Here is a 16,828-nt window from a genome sequence, read left to right as displayed (position 1 = left end):
ATTATTTTCCTCTCCTCTCTAAAAAAGTAATCGTTTTATTTAAGAGAGAAGTTGCGGTTAATTTCACTAAGGAATTTAATTATGGATTATTTCACAAATAACCTTAAGACCCCACCCAGTGCCGAATAGCACTTAACAATACGTAGAGAAGAAAGTAAGCTATATATTTTTTGAGTGATTTTTTTAGAATTTTCAAGACGTACAAATAAATAGAAACTGTTAAAAAGGTGTCTTTATCATGAGTATGCTATTGGAGTGTTAAAAATGGTTATATACAGATAAAGTCTCGCTGTTTCTATCTTTTTTGAAAGAATTTCTTTCTATTTATTAAATAAAAGAATACCTTCGTGCTCTCTGGATAATCCTGAATTAATTTATTTGTACGCATGTTTTAGTAATTTGTGTTTCACATAAATTTTTTTCGCAACTTATTTACTACATAATCCGACTACTAGTGTGAACATACAATTAAAGGAGGATTTCTAATGGGAATATTACCTAAGGGTATAAAATATCAAAAAAAAGTTGAGACCAAAGCTGCTGTTTTTACACCAGAAAAATATTTTTTTGTGGAAGATTTTTGTAATTTGGCAGGATATGAAGAATCTTTTGTAAGAGAGGTTATAGAAAACTGTGATGATTTTATAGCTTTTGTTATTGAGGGGAAATTGGTTATTCCAAAAAATGCTGAATACTCTAACCGATTAATTCTAAATCGAGTCTATACTCGTTTACGCTTTGATGGGATTCTTTAATGAATCCCTTTTTTAAGGAGGATATATAATGTTAAATTTACTAAGCTATTATGAAGGTGTACAAGATAAATTCCCAATTTCATCCTATTTGATAGATTTTTCAATGGGGTTAGATGTAGATTCCACTGAGATTGAATGGTTATTTAATAAGGGGTATTCAACGATTCCCCATGCTATTAGAAGGTGTAAAAGAGTCTCGCCTGCAGAGAAAATTATATTAGAAGAAATATATATGTCTATGGGATTTGGTCTGGAGAGCACTATAACAAGAAAGGCACTAGCTAATTTGCTTGATATGGGGGTTGACACTGTAAGGGCAAATATAAGAAAACTCCAAGAAAAAAAATTCTTAGCAGTCGGTGAGTTCAATGAAAGGTATTATTACTTTGTTAAATCGCTATCATTAAACCCTTATATAATAATGTCAGAACTTACACATTATGCAAAGAGAAGTTATCTTGCTAAACTTCCAAAAAGTATTTGTGATGCAGGAGTACAGTTAAGAATTGAGAAATTGGTTAAAAGTGAGAAATATCAAGAGTATATCAATCATATCTTAGAGGATTCGAGTTACCGTAAAATTATGTTGATAAAAAATGATTATTTTCGTTTTATAGAAGAATTAATAAAAACAGAGAATAAAATAGATATTACCATTCCGGAAATCTAAAAAACACATCTAAAAACCCTTTAACCAATTTTAAAATTATTTAATGAGGTAAGGGTTTTTCGTTTAATGATAAGAATCAATGTTTAATATGTAAGGAATTTTCTTCTCTATAAAATAAAACAAATAAAGAGTAACAACGTGGAACAAGTATAAAGTATATTTAAAACATCCCGTCACCTAAGGTGACGGTTTTTTATTTGAAAAGGAGGCTGAAGATGTTTAGTTAGAGAATTTATAGTATCAAGAGAATAAGGTAAATAAATTAATTATGTACTAAAGTACTAAGCATCTATTAATTGTTATCTGCTTAAATTTAAAAATACGTTTTATCTACATAATCAATAGAAATTTGGAAATAACATGAACAAAATACCCAAAATTAGAAATTAAGTGATAATATAGGATTATCATGGACATGTTTAAGGGGAAAAAAGGGTATGGAAATAATAAAGCTAAAAGCACATAAGGTAATCAATCCTCATATTAATGAATATGAGGAATTTGAAATTGATTTAGAAGAAATTGAGCTAGGTGAAATTGAAGAGGATAAGTCTCTTGTTCGTAACATTACTAAAACCACAAAAATGTTAAGTGAACTAACGGATAAAAATACAATTTACTACACTAAAGACATAGTTAGGAGACCAAATTTCGAAGTGAATGGCGGTATCAAGTATGCTTTAGAAAGAGGTGCAAGGTTAAAAGAGGCTAAGGTATTTAATCTATGCTTCAGGTTTCTTAATAGCAGATTTGATGGATATAATACTACTGCATTAATGGTAAGACCCAGAACATCTATTGAAGAATGGATTATCCTGTTACCTGAGGATACTAAAAGTACAATAAGTGTTGAAAAAGATATTTTCCACAAACAGATTGAAAAACTTTTACTTAGAGGTCTATTAGATAGTGATTTTCACAATATGGTTGTAGAGGGATACAATCTTTTAACTCCAAATGAAAGGTGTGCTCAAACGTTAATGCATGAGTACGGTCATGTACTTCAGTGGAGAATGTATGACTATCTCAATATTAAAGGTGAAACAGAGAAAGAGTTTATTGGGAAGCAATATCTATGGTTTCTTCAATCAGGTTATTTGGAGAATGTATCTAAAAGAATACCGAACTTTGAGAACTTAACTCCAAAACAAAAGGTTTATTACTCAAAAGAATGCTTGGTAGAAGATTATAGGATAAATTTGAATTGGAAATATTTTAATGATAAGATAATACTACCTAGTAAATATGCTTATCGTGGTGATTTTGCAAATTCTAAATTGATGTGGGAGGGATTGAGTATAATGGAGAAAATGTTAAAGCCAGCAATCGAAGGTCAAGTAAGTATGCGTCAATTGAAAAGAGCGAGTTCTGAGAAAGAAGTCTCATTAAAAGTGGCTAATCATCAATTAGATTTGTTGGAAAATAAACAAGATTGGATTCCAGGTACTTCAAATTTTTCCGAAAAACATATTTTAGATGATTTAGAATCACTTGGTTTAAATGTTAAATTAGAAAAAGATCTCTACACAACTGTTTAGGGAATATGAGAAAATCATGAGTAAATAAAAAAATAAAAGTCTCAAGCCTTATCCTAGCTGGATAGGGCTTTAAGTATTGTTTTTCAATTTTAAAATAAAAACATGTCAATATTTGTGTGTTTCATTATGGTATTTTAATTGCCATTTCATAAATACCTAGAAATTAAAACATAAAATGGTAAAATGTTAATAAGAACGTTGTATTACGAATAAGGATGAATAGGAGTATTTACTCATGGAAACAATATTGAGTTCTGACTTAAGGGAACAAGCTGGTTCCAACAGCTTCAATAGATTTGATTATCAGGCTCATTGGATCGTTTATCATATGATAAATGAATACAAGAAAAATTCAGAATTTTTTATCTTCTGCGAGTTTCATGACGATATGGCAAAAACGGATATATCTTCTTCTGTGCCAAGTTGTGCAGAATTTTTTCAAATTAAGACTACTGAAAAATACAAAGAATGGACATTAACACGTCTGACCAATACCACTAAAAAAAGTAATGGTAAAATGAATGTAAGATTTGTCATTTTGTCTCAAATATCGGTGTGGATAAAAAGGTAAGCACATGGCAGTCCATAATTGAAGATGGTAAAGATTTAAAAAAAGAGAATGAGGAGATCTATCATGAAATCAAAACGCTCTTAAAAGAAGAATATCTAGATTTAGAAAATGAAAAATTTGAACAGATTTTTGATATATTTGTGCAAAATACATTTATATATCATGGAGATTTGACTTTAGAAAACTATGAAAAGGTAGTTGCAGGAGAGTTTTTTCAAATGCTAGATAACGCCGAGATATTTACTTCAAATAGTAATAAAATTTTAAGAGATATAATTGAAGACGTTAGGAGAAAAAGTAAAAAGAAAATCGGTATGCCTATTAGTTATAATTCATTAAAAGAAGCTAAGGGGATTTCCTCAAATATTTTCTCTAAATTGAAGGAACAAGTAAATAATATCTCTTATACTTCTGAAATATATACTGAAATTGAAGGCTTCTTAAAGGAAAATTCTTTTTCGACTCCTCAGAGGAGAATTCTTATTCGTAAATTAAAGAATCATCATCAAAAAATGCTAGATATTGGGGATTCCCTGTATCAAGATACATTAAATGAATTAACAAAAATTATTGATAAGACTTTGGAAGAAAGTTACGAAAAAATTGATGACTTGAATTTTATTAAAAATGAAGTGATGAAATTCACTCAAAAATCCTTAGTGTTAAATAATGGTTTCGACAAAATTTTGGTGGAGGCAATAATATATGAAAGAATCTTATCGTGAAGAAATCTCACAATATAAACGTTTGATACGAAAATTAAGAATTTTAGAGGAAGGGAAAAATAATGAAAAGACTATTAATAGAAAAGTTGATAGTAATAAGCGATAATGAACAAAAATCGAAAGAAATAAATTTTGAAAAGGGATTAAATATAATCATTGGAAAAAATAAAACAGGAAAATCTTCTCTAATTAAAAGCATTTTTTATGCTTTTGGCTGTGAAGTTAAGATGGAAGCGGATTGGAAAAAAATATAGATTATTATTTGATAACATTTCTATATGGAAATGAAAAATATTGTATAGTACGCCAATCTAAACGTTTTAGAATAGTAAAATTAAGTGAAGATTCTTTTGGTATTGAGCTGCTAATTGATACCGAACATTATCATGATTACAGTAATTATTTAATGGGGTTACTTGGTATTGATATAAACTGCCTACTTACTACGGGTGAAACAGTAAATATAACTCCTCCTTTATTATTTAGATTTCAATATATAGATCAAGACAAAGGTTGGTCTAAAATTGGTGAAAGTTTTACAAATATGAAATACATTATTAATTGGGATGATTATACTAGCAAATACGTCGTAGGTTATCAAGGTGAAGAATTTTATAGAACAAAAAAAGAAATAAATATATTGAAAAAAAGAATAGATGAATTGCAGATGAAACTTCAGCATTATCTAGAATTTATGGAACAATTCAAAAAGTCAACGGTTCAAGAAGAAGAAGAAGAACATTTAAAAAATAATTTAGAGAAAATGAAAAATGTACTAGATAGTTTGAATCAACTTGAGAAAATCAGATTGAATTTAAAAGAACAAATATCTAAATTGAAAAATGAAAGGTATGAAAAATTACTAGCTATAAAATTTCTTGAGAAAAATATCCAAGGTTTAAATAATGATCATAGCTTTGCAATGGAACAGGAGGAAGTTATTTTATGTCCATTCTGCGGAGTAAAACATAAAAACTCTCTTGAAGAGAGAGTAGAAATTGTAAAGGATATTCAAGCTGGTAACAAGTTAATTAAGACCAATAGGGATGATATTAAAGAAATAGATAAAAGTCTTCTTTATGCAGAAGAAGAATACAAGAATTCAAATCAAAAGTACATAAGATTCAAGAAAATTATGGAAAATACTAAAGAAGGGGCTTCTATAGTAAAAACATATCAGAATGAGGGGAAAAAAGAAATTATTAATTCTAATACTAATGAGAGTGAGAAAATTAAAGTATTAATCAAGCAAGAGGAAGAACTAAAGCTAACTAAAGAAGAACATTTAGAAGGTCTAAAATCAGTTGAAAAAAGAAATCAAATATATAAAGATTTAAAAAGAAAATATAGTACCGTTATGAATCATTTAAATATCCCTTTATCATATATGAAATTCAAAAACTTTGTTCAGGTTTTGGATAAAACTGGGAGTGATTTACCTAGGCTTATTTATGCCTACCATATTGCTTTATATCTGTATAATCTAGAAAAGGGAGAGAGTGTTTTTAACTGGTTAGTAGTAGATACACCTAATCAACAAGGGCAGGATGAGAAAAATTTAAAGAATATAGATTTCATCTTAGAATTTTTAATGTCAAAAAAGGGTCAGTTTATAATCGGCACCGAAAGAGAAACGGGATTTGAAGAGAAAGCTAACAGAGTTATTAGGCTTTCTGGATATAAAGAATGTTTATCAAATGAATCTTATTTTACTCATAAAAAATTAGTCAATGATCTTACTAAAACAATCATAAATGATTAAAATTAATATAACTAATTTTTTAAAAATTATCTAGAAAGAATAAAAAGGAAGAATATTTCTTGTAGGTGTCTTTAAAGTATGCAGTTAGATAATAATGTTCACTTATATTAAATATTCTGGTAAAATATTGTGGTTAAGGTCAACGTTTCCTTTCCCTCGTGATTTTTAAATATTAAGAAAGAACGAGGTACTTTAGAAATGGAAAAATTTATTGACTCTAACTCTACTATTACATCTGAAACACAAAAAGCGAGTGTTATCGGAGTGGAAGACACGAAGAAAACTCAAGCTATTGAAATGAAAAGTGAAACCGGGATGGAAAATACATCCCCTGGGATTTCACAAGGTATGCTGAATTTTGGATATTTCGCTCAATCTCTACCCATCTTTGGGAAAGGACTGTGCTGGGTGTTTGCTGCATTTGCCATTCTTGTTGCCATAGTTGGTGTTGTATGGTTTGTAAGCAAGGGGGCTATCGACCCCAATGCTTTAATTATGGCTTTAATAAATGCATTAACAGAAATCTTTAAAAAGTAAGAACTGCAGATATCTAATCTTATTATGTGGAGAAGTGTTGTGAATTATGCTTGAAATTTTGCAGGTTTGCCGGCTTGCTTTAAAGTAGGATCTCACGTTTAAGCGGGGGAAGTATCAGGAAACTCTGTATCAGCAACCTAATTCATATATAGATGAAAATCTAATCAACATACTAGACAAGTCAAAGATATAAAAAAGGAGGATGCTTTTGCCGAAGCATTCCTCCTTTTTTATTGGTTATTTTAAATTGTTAGAAAATCTTGCCGGATCTTCTAAGTTAAACATTTATTCTTTTTGAACAGGGTAGTCAACTAAAACGTAATTAGTCGTTAATTTCGCATTCCTTTTATAGGTTACGCGCTTCATTCAGTCTCACTTCCGTAACATAGAAAAGTAATTTGCCTTCTAATACACTGTATCAGTAAGTCAAATCCGATTTATTACGAGGACTATGCTCAAAGAAATGTTCAATTTATTACTCTTTATTAAACTCTACTTACATATATTATAGCACTAGAAATAAAGTTGTAAACGAAGTGAAAAATATTCCTTTTCTATTCATAAAGAAAATAATAGTGTGTTTTTATAAAAAATCGTATATTCAGTAGTTTTGCATAAATAAGTAGATAGAGTCGCTTTAAAGGATGTGTCTGTGAATAACACTCAACACATGTGGAGAATGTGGCTGTATTAAAATTAAAATAACTCTTCATCAAAGCTGCTATCTTAGTAAAGATAGCAGCTTTTTTGCTTAAACAAGTACGAAAAAAGTAAAGTCAGAATTTCTATACTAAAAGCATTAACTGCTTGTATGTCCGTTTTATTTTGCCGTTTGTCCACCCCACCAACACAGTAAATTTCTGAATATACTTTTTTTAAGGTTTTCAATATTTTAGGAATTATAATAAAGAAGCAAGAAATGAAAACATTATATTTGTGGTAAGAGGTGAAGGGACATCGTGTATAGAGCAATTGCTATTATAGCAGGTTCTGTGTTAATTGGATTTGCATACAATTGGTTTTTAATCCCCCATAAAGTGTTAAGCAGCGGCATTAGCGGTATTGCTATGATTATAGGAATTTTAACGCCTGCAAGCACGGGAACAATGAATTTTTTGTTAAATTTACCCCTTTTAATTATTGGTTTTATGAAGTTAGGAAAGCGGTTTGTTTTACATACGCTGCTGTCCGTTGTGGCTTTATCAATTGCTCTATACGTGATTCCCTTGAGAGCTGTTAGTACAGATCCTATTCTGTCAGCTGTTTTTGGAGGAGTTTTAACTGGAATTGGCGTAGGGTTTGTTTTTCGTCAGTCAGCTTCGACAGGTGGATTTGATATTATTGCGATGCTTCTTACGCATAAAAAAGAATTTCCGCTTGGCGCTATATTATCAGCGATGAATGCCGTGGTTGTGTTTGTTTCAGGTTTTTTTGTGAATTGGGACGCGGCTTTATATACGATGCTTTCGATTTTCGTCACAGGAAAAGTAGTGGATGCGATTCACACTCGCCATATTAAGCTCACATTAACCATTATTACGAGAAAAGGTGAAGAAATGAAGCAGCAGCTTCTTACGAATTTGGTGCGCGGCGTGACGTTAATGAACGGTGAAGGAGCTTATTCAAGAGAAGACCGTAAAATATTAATGACGGTGATTTCACGCTATGAGCTTGCAAACCTCAAGCAGTTAATTCAATCGGTGGATCCTGAAGCTTTCGTAAATATTACGGAAACGGTAGAAGTAATGGGGCTGTTTCGACGGGATGCCTATTAATATATTGGCTATTTCAGCGCCGATTTATGATAAATAGCCATTTTTATAGTATAAAAGTTATAAAAAAAGCCTTAAGAGTAGTTCTTGAGGCTTTTTTTGCGTAAAATATGAATAAGAAAATATCGTGTATGAAAAGTATAAAAAAGGGAATTTGATAGAGTACATAAAATATTAACATCAAAAAGGAGAGACTATATGACGGTAGAATATCAGTTAACGAAAAAGAAATATTACGAAACGTTTATGCAAGAAAATGAAAATCAGCCGCCTGTAAAAGTCCTTGGACAAGCTTATTACGAAGAGCAGCAAAAAGAGTGGTATGACTTATCGCTCGTTCGCTTAGCCCAGGGAGAAGTGTACTTCCATAATCAAGATTTTGAGTCTGCGATTTTTAAGTGGGAGAATGTAAATGGCGAGTTTAAGCTGTGGGCAAAGAAAAATACAGCCGACGCGCATTATGAATTGGGGTTGTCTACGCTAGCTGAAGAGCTTTACCTATCCATCGAAACGGATTCAAAAGTATTAAAAGCTGAAATAGCGCTAAAGCTATTTTCGCTTTATACGGACCATAACAATATTGAACGAGCTTATGAAGTCATTAACGAGCTGGTTGCTTCTCAGCCGGATTATCCAAACGTCACGGCGATTGCACGCAGATTTTATGAAGAGCAAGAAGACTTTAACAGCGCAGTGGAGCTTGCGGTAGATGAGTGTATTCGAACGGAATCGTTAAATTGGTTTGCGATATTAAAGACTTACGTAGATAAAGGATATACAGCAAACTTTATCCCTAACTATTTTTATCAAGTGATGATTGCATTTTACAAAGTGGATCAAGTGTATTTCAAACAGCTTGTCTCAGCTTTATGGAAACAATATAAGAGTCAGCCTCCTTATCTTGCTTGGATTAAAACCATCAATGATATTTTCTTGAATATTGAAGTGGGCCTCTATGATTATTGGCAAGAGATTTCAACTCTTTATCAAGAGACGTACACTGACTTAATGGAAAGTGATCATTCTGTAAAGGAATTGCATGAAGTCATTCCGAACGTATTAACAAACTGGCTTAAAATTACCAATAAGTCACGTGCGTTATTTCCGTCTGCGGCCGTGCTTTCATGGAATGAAAAGTTTCCGTCAACTATTGATACCATTACAATCGAAAATGCAGGCAGATTAATTTTTGAGGCGCGTAACGACATTGATGGTCTTGAATATCACTATAAGCTTTGCCATGGCATTATTAAATGGGCTAATGAAAATGGTTTAGAAGTGGGGCACACCTTTAAATGGTGGGTAGATTTCTTATTAGATGCTCATACGACACACTTATTAATTACAGGAACAAATGCTGCAACGTCTTCATTTGTTGGATCGATTACGGAAGAAAAGGTACCGCAAAATCACGAAACAACCTTTGTGTTCATTCATGATGAGGAAGAATCTATCCAGCAAATCGCTGATCAAGAAATCATTCCGATGGAAACGATTGACGGAGCGGAGCAATCTCCTCACCAGGCGCTTGTAGAAGTGAAAAAACCTTTTGCGTTCCTTGATAAGCATAATTGTTCATGCATTGTTACGCCAAGCTTTACAGAACAAGAGGCACGTGAGCAGGATGCATTTAAATATGCTCCTTTAGCAGATGGTTTACTGTTTGTGCTTGATGCAAAAGAATCGCTGCTTGATGAAGAAAGAGAATTATTGCTGGAGATCAAAGAGCATGCGCCAAATACGCCAGTTCATTTTGTTATCAACAATATGGACAGTCTTTATAATCAAGCAACGATTGAGCGAATTACAAAAGAATTTGAAGCAAGCATTGGAGCTGATTTCCCGGAGGCACATGTATTAGCCTATACGCCTCACTACGTATCGAGTCAGCACCACGGAGACTTGGCTCAGTTTATTAAAGCTAATTTCTATTACGATCCAAACGACGTTGGAGTAGAAGAGCGTGCGCGCAGACTGCTGTTCTTCATTCAAAGCATGCTAAAGAGCTTAGTGGAGAAGAGAAATCAAACAGAAAATCATTTGATTGAAAGCATTAAATGGAACGAAGATATGCTTGTGCGATTAAATGGCTTCTTGCATCGAGTAGATGACTTAGAACAAGAAAAAGCAAGTATTATTGTTTCGGCTTATCACGGAATCAAAGAGGATATTAGCAAAAAGCTAAAAAATAAAATTCCTCGTTTACTCAAAAAGTCTTCAGAATTAGTGAAGGAAGACAGTGATTTTAGTACGGTTCACATTGAGCTGAATAAACAAATGAATATGCGCGTGGAAGAGCACTTGCAGCAAGATGTCCTGCCCAAGTTCCGCATTTCTTTAAAGGACTGGATTGCTACATCAAATGAAGAGCTGATTGCGAGTCAAGTAGACATTGAAGAAGTAGCAGAGTCATTAAATAAGATGTACAATGAGCAAAAATTAACGTTAGCCTGCGATTTTAAAGTGCTGGACGACTGGCGCCGCGACGTTAATCGTATGGCTAATCGGGTTCAGCTTGATGAAGAAAATATTTTACTTCGCGTTAATCCAACGCAGCTCTTGTTAAAAGGAGCGGGAAAACTGTTTTCTTCCATTCTTCAAAACCAAACGCTGCTTTATAATCAATATAAAAAGTACATTGAAAGTCAAGACTATCAAGATATCACAGAATCAATGCTGACAAAGTTTTTTATGCAATTTAATTTATTTGAGAAAAATTTAGAAGTTGATATTGAACTATTCTTTGAAAAGCCAAAAGAGGTTTTAAAAGAAACGATTGAAGAAACACAGGCGCATATTAATGAAAATCAAGACGTGTTAAGTCATATGAAAGCCAATCCTGAAGCTTACTATGATCCTTTAACATTATTCCAGCTGAGCTTGCGTCAGTATGAGTTAATGGTTAAAGCTACAGAAGAAGTACACTACAACGTATAAAAGGTGGAGCAGGATGTATTTAACGATAAAAGAAGCAGCAGAGTATCTATCTTTTCCTGAAGAATATGTGCATAAATTGATTCAAGAAGGAAAAGTACGAGCTATATTTGATGGTGAAAACTACTTATTAAATAAAGAGCAGTTTAACACCCATTTAGAGCAAATGGAAAAGTACAAAAAACAAATTGAAGAATATCTAAGTGAGCCTATCCCTGAAGATATGGATGTAAAAGATGAAGATTGAAGGCAGAAGCAGAAAACAGATGTTTTCTGCTTTTTTCTTTTGGAATGAAAGTGTTAAAAAAGGTAAGATATGAAAGAAATGTCGAAAAAAGTTGGAATTTCGTTAAAGATGTAGTCTTTTTAGATGCTTTTTTTATATAATGAAAGTATGCTAAACAAAAAGGAGAAGGTTTATGCAACGATCAAGACAGTTAAGGCTGATTTTATTGCTTGCCCTGATTGTTGTCGCTTCGTTTTTAATTATTATTATTTCGAAAACACAAGGGATTATAAGTCAGCAAACGACAAAAAAAGTAGAAAACACAAGCGTTGCAATTCTCACCTCTGATGTACTGACAGATCAAAGCTGGGGCAGTCTAGCTTATAAAGGAAAAATCAACATCGAGCAGCAGTATCCTATTTCGGCTCAAGTTATTAGCGAAGTAAATACGAACCAAAAAATGAAGGAAGCTTCTGAAAAAGTTATTCAAAATGGAACAAAAGTCGTAATTGGACATGGAAGAGAATTTTCTACCGTTTTTACAGAACTCGCTCCTAAGTATCCTCATGTTCATTTCGTCACCATCCACGGTACTTCAACTTATAAAAACCAAACGGTATATACATTTGATCAAACAAAAATAGAGCACCTGGCAGGCACGGCAGCTGCCATGAAGACACAAACGAAAAAAATTGGATTACTCGATACATTTGCAAAAGAAAAAAATCCAGGATTTGAACAAGGCATAAAAGCGTACGATTCATCGATTGCTTTTTATTATCGAGTTGTAAACAGCCGAGACGATGGAGTAAAAGCAGTAAAGCTGCTCCGTGAGTTAAAAGATGAAGGCGTCGATATCGTTTATGCTAAAGGAAATGCGTATAATCAAGAAGTTATTCAAGAAGCGAAAGCACAAGGAATGTACGTAATAGGATATTTAGATGATCAGGCGTACATGGGTAGGTCTGTTATTTTAACCAGCGTGATCAACGATGTTCCTCAAGCTTACAACGTGATTATGAAAGACTATTTCAGTAAAAAAGGTCTTCCATCTGGAGAAGTCAAACTTGACGCCAGGGACGGTGTTTATAAGCTTGCGCCTTTTGGGCCGATGTACAGTAAACGGGAAAAACAAATTTTATATTCGAAAGTTAGAATGTCTACACAGCCGAAGTAACTATGAAAAAGAAAGAGATGATTATGAATCAATTATTTCGCAACATGTCATTCCGTAGCCAAATATTAACGATTCTTCTTTTGATTACATTCATGTTAAGCGGGTTCTCTTTAGTTTTAGTGCATGCCGTTGATAAAATGAATCATGTAAGCAACGAAATTAAAAATGAAGATGTTCCTCAAATGGTGTGGCTTTCTTATTGGGAAGAGCAGCTGAACATAAAAGAATACATTGTGAAAAATAATCTAAAGAACCCCACTGTCTCTTTGATAGAAGAATATCAATCATATGATACACGAGTTATCGAAAATAATGAAAGATATAAGCAGCCTGTGCCAAAATCGTTGATTCCACTGAAGGAAAAAATTGAGCTGCTGGATTTTAAGATTTCTAATAACGTACAAGGACTGCTGAAGTATGGAGATATAGAGGGAGCAAAAGAGTATCTTAAGGAAAATTATTTGCCGGATTTGCATCAGATAAAAAAAGATATTAATAGTTCAAAAGAAGAGACGGTTGATTCACTTGATATACTATCAGATACACTGTCTGTCATTATTAAAGATTCATTAATTTTACTATTAATTTTAACAGTAAGTGCTATTTTGGCTTCTCTTTATGTTTCTTATCGCATGAGTGCGAGCCTTACGAAACCAATTGAACAAATGATTGAAAAAGTGAATGACATTGCAGACGGAGAATACGGTCTTGTTCTTCAAGACACAAAGCAAATCGAGCTGAAGCAGCTTTCGGCTTCTATTAATCAAATGTCGGTTAGTTTAGAAGATTCATTTTGGAAAATCATTAAAGATAAAGCGTATCGCCAGCAGATCTTAAATTCACTGCCTGTTGGAATTATTACAGTGGAAGATGAGACAAATAGTATATTTGCCAATACCTCAGCAAAGCAGTTTTTAGATCTCGACGAAAAGGATATTTGCGGGTATATGGAAGAATGTCCGGAATATAATACTGAATTTTGGAGCATGTTGAATTCGGGAGAAATTCATGAAAATAAAAAAGTATTATTTGGAACGAAAGAGACGTGCTATTGCTTTTTAGCCTCTCAAACGCAGCTGTTTAACGAGCAGAACGAAAGCATCGGGAGAATTTTTTACTTCATTGATATATCGGATACTGAAGAATTAGAAAAGCGAATGCATCAGTCTGAGAAACTCGCTCTAGTTGGAGAAGTGGCAGCCGGAGCTGCTCATGAGATTCGTAATCCTCTTGCCGTGATTCATGGATTTATATCTCTTATGAATCAGTCTCTTTCTGATGAGGAGAAAAAGCGTTTTTACCTGCCTCTGCTTATGAAAGAGCTAGAGAGGATTAACTACATCATTGAAGAAATGCTGTTGTTATCAAAACCAGGGACTCCAGTGATGAAAAAGGTCAGCATGCAGGAGATTATTAATGAGCTATTGCCTTTGATTACTCACTCAAGCAAATTCACAGAAAAAGATAAGCTTATCTTCGATGTGAAACTGCAGCCGTATATATTAAAGGTAGATGAAAAACAAATCAAACAAGTTCTTCATAATTTAATTCGAAACAGTATGGAAGCCATGGATGGAGAAGGAGTCATTACAATCTACTCGCAAGTTCATGAAGATAGCTACTGTCTATACATTGAAGATACTGGAAAAGGAATTCCTTTGCATATGCAGCATTCTCTGTACCAGCCGTTTTCCACTTCAAAAGATAGCGGAACAGGTCTTGGTCTGCCCATTGCTCAGCGTATTCTAGAAAGCCACGGAGGACAGATTAAATTATTATCTACTTCTTCCCGCGGCACAGTTTTTGTTATTAAATTTCCTCTACATTAAGAAAACAGCCTCAAAAGGGCTGTTTTTTTAATGTGCTGTTAAAATAAGAGGACCGTTTTTCGTAATCGCAAGTGTATGTTCAAATTGAGCGGATAATTTACCGTCTGTTGTACGAGCCGTCCAACCGTTTTTATCCATTTTAGAATGCCATGTACCAGCGTTTACCATTGGCTCAATTGTAATAACCATACCTTCTTTTAAACGTGTACCTTTGCCAGCTTTTCCGTAGTGAAGAATTGTAGGCGCTTCGTGCATGGTATTTCCAATTCCGTGTCCTGTGAAGTCGCGTACCACAGAGAATTTTTCGCCTTCTACATAGCTTTGAATAGCGTGGCCAATGTCACCTGTGCGATTTCCTGGCTGTGCTTGCTCGATTCCTTTTAAAAGCGCTTCGTATGTAACATCTACTAGACGCTGCGCTTCGTCTGAAATGTCTCCAACGGTATGAGTCCATGCGGAATCTGCTAAGCCTCCGTTTAAATTTACAACCATATCAATGGTTACGATATCACCGTCTTTTAACGGTTTAGTTGTTGGAAAACCGTGGCAAATTTCATCATTTAAAGAAGCGCACGTTGCATATTGATATCCTTTGTATCCTTTTTGTTCCGGCGTTGCTCCGTGCTTTGCTAAGTACTCTTCAACAAATTTATCAATTTGCATTGTTGTTATGCCTGGTTTGATCATTTTAGCGATTTCTTTATGACAAGAAGCTAATAATTTACCTGCTTCGTGCATTAAATTAATTTCGCGTTCACTTTTTAATGTGATCATTGTTGTTCACTCCTTTTTTGATGTAACTTTACGAAAAAAGTTAAGCAGCGGTTATAGCGATGAAAGTAGACTATTCATCAGTTCATTCTTCTTTATTTGAAAATCCAAGAAATACAGAAGCCGTCTGCTATGGGGCGATATAAAATCATCCTTAATCATAACGCCCAATGGTAGGAAAATGCAAGATGCAGGCTTAAAAAGGAAGGGTTTGACGATGGGCATGTAGGGAAAACTGATAAATGAACATTGAATTGGAGCATTCTCTATAACAAATGCGGTATGATATAGTAAAATAAATGAAACAAAACAATTCTTTAGGAGGGGTATAGGAAAATGAGTGAACATGGAAAATTTATTGGATTTGCAGGTACATATACAAAAGCAGGCAGTGAAGGTGTCTATACATTTACGTTAGATACGAAGGCTAAAAAGATTGTAGAAGTAAAAGCCGTGGCTAAAATTGAAAATCCTACATACTTAAATGCAAGCAAAGACAACGAACATCTTTATACAGTTATTAAAGAAGGAGAAAAAGGCGGAGTAGCTGCTTTTAAGATTGATCCAAACACAGGGCAATTGAAATTTGTAAACAAACAGCTGCTAGACGGCGCGCCTCCTTGCTATGTTTCAGTGAATGAAGATAATACGCTTGTTTTATCTGCTAATTTTCATAAAGGGAGCGTTGAGACGTATTCTGTTAATGAAGAAACAGGAGAAATTGAATATGTAGCATCCGTAGTGGAACATCCTCATTCAGACCTCAAAAAAGGACAAAAAGGAAAACCACACGTACACTATGCCGATTTTACTCCTGGAGAAAAGCACGTGGCCGTTGTGGACTTAGGTATTGATGAAATCGTGACATATGAAGTGGAAGAGAATAAATTGAAGGAAGTCAACAGTCTTTCTACATCTGTTGGTTCGGGCCCTAGACATTTAACGTTCCACCCAAATGGCCGCTATGCCTATGCAATGACAGAATTCAGCTCTGAAGTTTTATTTTTAACTTATGACGAAAGTAAAGGAAGCTTTACTCAACAACAAGCTACTTTAGCGATCCCGGCTGATTTTACAGAAAATAATCAAGGGAGTGCGATCCACATTTCTTCAGATGGCCGCTTTGTCTATGCAGGAAACCGTGGACATAACTCGATTGCAACATTCAAAGTAGATCAGGATTCTGGACAGTTAACATTCGTAGAATGGACAGGCACTGAAGGCGACTGGCCGCGCGATTTTGTTTTGGATCCAACGGAACAATTTATTGTAGCGTCTAATCAAGAAACAGGAAATTTAGTACTGTTTGAAAGAGACCAAGAAAGTGGCAAGCTAACGCTTCTTCAATCTAATGTTACGGTTCCAGAAGCTGTGTGCGTAAAGTTCCTCCACTATAAGTAATAGATTTGAAAGCCAGACCTGATCAAAGAACAATCAGGTCTGGCTTTCAAATCTAAGCGGATGTCACTTCCCTTGCGGGGTTAGTGTCATCCGCATAGGTGAATCTTTGAGGGAATAGTCAGGTAGTGTGCGTTTTTTAGCATCATTTATAATCTATGTA

The 16,828-nt window shown here is 33.8% G+C and carries 15 protein-coding genes; 14 read left to right on the top strand and 1 reads right to left on the bottom strand.

Annotated features, from left to right (window positions below; all coding sequences use genetic code 11):
- The first annotated feature begins 485 nt into the window (after positions 1-485).
- The 13 genes from ACFX4G_RS20290 to ACFX4G_RS20230 all read left to right on the top strand — a co-directional run bounded on the left by ACFX4G_RS20290 (position 486) and on the right by ACFX4G_RS20230 (position 14,496).
- Positions 486-755 (top strand): hypothetical protein, encoded by a 270-nt coding sequence (locus tag ACFX4G_RS20290; RefSeq protein WP_377576461.1) that lies wholly within the window; start codon positions 486-488, stop codon positions 753-755.
- A 28-nt stretch (positions 756-783) separates the two neighbouring features.
- The gene (locus tag ACFX4G_RS20285) at positions 784-1,425 is read left to right on the top strand and encodes a hypothetical protein (protein ID WP_377576458.1); all 642 of its coding nucleotides are present in this window, start codon (positions 784-786) and stop codon (positions 1,423-1,425) included.
- A 437-nt stretch (positions 1,426-1,862) separates the two neighbouring features.
- A complete protein-coding gene (locus tag ACFX4G_RS20280) occupies positions 1,863-2,963 on the top strand; it encodes a hypothetical protein (protein WP_377576455.1) in 1,101 nt (366 codons plus the stop codon).
- A 235-nt stretch (positions 2,964-3,198) separates the two neighbouring features.
- The gene (locus tag ACFX4G_RS20275; protein WP_377576452.1) at positions 3,199-3,534 is read left to right on the top strand and encodes a dsDNA nuclease domain-containing protein; all 336 of its coding nucleotides are present in this window, start codon (positions 3,199-3,201) and stop codon (positions 3,532-3,534) included.
- On the top strand, positions 3,519-4,259 hold the full coding sequence (locus ACFX4G_RS20270; protein WP_377576449.1) for a hypothetical protein: 741 nt from the start codon (positions 3,519-3,521) through the stop codon (positions 4,257-4,259). The genes ACFX4G_RS20275 and ACFX4G_RS20270 overlap by 16 nt, the downstream gene beginning before the upstream one ends.
- A gap of 62 nt (positions 4,260-4,321) precedes the next feature.
- Positions 4,322-4,513 carry an AAA family ATPase gene (locus ACFX4G_RS20265; protein ID WP_377576446.1) on the top strand — a complete coding sequence of 64 codons (192 nt, stop codon included), beginning with the start codon at positions 4,322-4,324 and terminating at the stop codon, positions 4,511-4,513.
- Entirely contained in the window at positions 4,498-6,021 is a 1,524-nt protein-coding gene (locus ACFX4G_RS20260) for a hypothetical protein (protein ID WP_377576443.1), read from the top strand. The genes ACFX4G_RS20265 and ACFX4G_RS20260 overlap by 16 nt, the downstream gene beginning before the upstream one ends.
- Before the next feature lie 198 nt (positions 6,022-6,219).
- Positions 6,220-6,558 carry a hypothetical protein gene (locus ACFX4G_RS20255; RefSeq protein WP_377576440.1) on the top strand — a complete coding sequence of 113 codons (339 nt, stop codon included), beginning with the start codon at positions 6,220-6,222 and terminating at the stop codon, positions 6,556-6,558.
- A gap of 959 nt (positions 6,559-7,517) precedes the next feature.
- Positions 7,518-8,333 carry a YitT family protein gene (locus ACFX4G_RS20250; RefSeq protein ID WP_013055060.1) on the top strand — a complete coding sequence of 272 codons (816 nt, stop codon included), beginning with the start codon at positions 7,518-7,520 and terminating at the stop codon, positions 8,331-8,333.
- Positions 8,334-8,528: 195 nt separating this feature from the next.
- Positions 8,529-11,267 carry a GTPase domain-containing protein gene (locus ACFX4G_RS20245; protein ID WP_043975799.1) on the top strand — a complete coding sequence of 913 codons (2,739 nt, stop codon included), beginning with the start codon at positions 8,529-8,531 and terminating at the stop codon, positions 11,265-11,267.
- 13 nt (positions 11,268-11,280) lie between these two features.
- The gene (locus ACFX4G_RS20240) at positions 11,281-11,511 is read left to right on the top strand and encodes an excisionase family DNA-binding protein (RefSeq protein ID WP_043975797.1); all 231 of its coding nucleotides are present in this window, start codon (positions 11,281-11,283) and stop codon (positions 11,509-11,511) included.
- Between the two features lie 172 nt (positions 11,512-11,683).
- The gene (locus ACFX4G_RS20235; protein ID WP_097824735.1) at positions 11,684-12,667 is read left to right on the top strand and encodes a BMP family ABC transporter substrate-binding protein; all 984 of its coding nucleotides are present in this window, start codon (positions 11,684-11,686) and stop codon (positions 12,665-12,667) included.
- Between the two features lie 23 nt (positions 12,668-12,690).
- Entirely contained in the window at positions 12,691-14,496 is a 1,806-nt protein-coding gene (locus tag ACFX4G_RS20230) for an ATP-binding protein (protein ID WP_043975793.1), read from the top strand.
- 27 nt (positions 14,497-14,523) lie between these two features.
- Here ACFX4G_RS20230 and map read toward each other — a convergent pair whose 3' ends face one another.
- Positions 14,524-15,270, bottom strand: coding sequence for a type I methionyl aminopeptidase (map, locus tag ACFX4G_RS20225; RefSeq protein WP_025752900.1), 747 nt, complete (start codon positions 15,268-15,270; stop codon positions 14,524-14,526).
- 333 nt (positions 15,271-15,603) lie between these two features.
- On the opposite strand from map, the gene ACFX4G_RS20220 reads away from it, so the two are divergent.
- Complete coding sequence (locus tag ACFX4G_RS20220; protein ID WP_025752899.1) at positions 15,604-16,668, top strand: lactonase family protein; 1,065 nt, start codon at positions 15,604-15,606, stop codon at positions 16,666-16,668.
- Positions 16,669-16,828 lie beyond the last annotated feature (160 nt).

Source organism: Priestia sp. YIM B13486, from assembly GCF_042787865.1.
Lineage (GTDB): Bacteria > Bacillota > Bacilli > Bacillales > Bacillaceae_H > Priestia > Priestia megaterium.
The sequence above is the reverse complement of the archived record's forward strand: the minus strand, read 5'-3'. Positions and strand labels throughout refer to the sequence as shown.